This is a genomic window from Flavihumibacter cheonanensis, assembly GCF_022352215.1.
In the GTDB taxonomy this organism is placed as follows: domain Bacteria; phylum Bacteroidota; class Bacteroidia; order Chitinophagales; family Chitinophagaceae; genus Flavihumibacter; species Flavihumibacter cheonanensis.
In genome coordinates this window covers 1-285 of the sequence record NZ_JAKRWF010000139.1, presented here as the reverse complement: position 1 = coordinate 285, position 285 = coordinate 1, and the positions used below count along the sequence as shown (strand labels likewise).

Here is a 285-nt window from a genome sequence, read left to right as displayed (position 1 = left end):
GTCAGCTGGCAGACGCCGCTCGCCTTCAACCGCAAGAACCTGAACGTCCGGGTCGTCGGCACGAACGCCGAGTACGGCGCCATCCGGCACCACTTCGCCCGCGCGGGAGGACGCTTTTTCAATGCCGTCGACGAGCGGGAGAAGAGGCGGGTGATCTTCTTCGGCGACGAGCTGGCGCAGGAGGTGTTCGGCGACGCCGACCCGGTGGGCCAGGTGGTCGACCTGGCGGGCTCGCCGTTCACCGTGATCGGGGTTCTGCAGCCGAAGCTGCAGATGGGCAACTAC

Annotated in this window: 1 protein-coding gene; it reads left to right on the top strand. The window is 67.4% G+C overall.

Annotated features, from left to right (window positions below; translation table 11 throughout):
* A partial coding sequence (locus MD536_RS21435; RefSeq protein ID WP_239603824.1) for an ABC transporter permease occupies nt 1-285 on the top strand: 285 nt, incomplete at both ends.